Annotated in this window: 1 pseudogene; it reads left to right on the forward strand. The window is 66.2% G+C overall.

The annotated features are described in order from the left end of the window. Positions 1–505, forward strand: a pseudogene (locus ACXJKH_RS22005) (alpha/beta hydrolase); the annotation flags it as partial. Positions 506–529: the final 24 nt, after the last annotated feature.

Genomic DNA, 529 nt, shown 5'->3' on the forward strand with positions numbered 1-529 from the left:
GCTCGGTCCGCTGCTGCACTTCACCGCCGAACCGAACGTGGAGCGCGCCATTTTCATTGCCGCCCCGCACAAGGGCACCGACATCGCCGGCAACCGTGTCGGGCGTCTGATCGGCCGGCTGGTGCGCCTGCCGATCACCCTGCTGGGCAAGTTCGAGGATGTGTTCCAGACATTGCAGCAGGCCGAAACGCAGTCCGCACAGCAGACCAAACTGCAGATCCCCAACAGCATCGACAACCTCAAGGCCAGCGATCCGTTCGTCAAGGCCGCCGGCGCGCTGCCGATCGAGCCGGGCCTGAAGTACCACTCGATCATCGCCCAGCGCAAACCGGACGTGCCGCTGCAGCAGTCCGACGATGGCCTGGTGCCGTACTGGAGCGCGCATCTGGACGGGGCGGTATCGGAGAAGGTGATCATCTCCGGGCACAGCGTGCAGGAAACCCCGCAGGCCGTGCTGGAGATCCGCCGCATCCTGCGCGAGGACCTCAAGGACGTCGGGCACTGAGGCAGCACCGTCGCGTCGGCGATC

It is taken from the genome of Stenotrophomonas sp. P5_B8, from assembly GCF_054049855.1.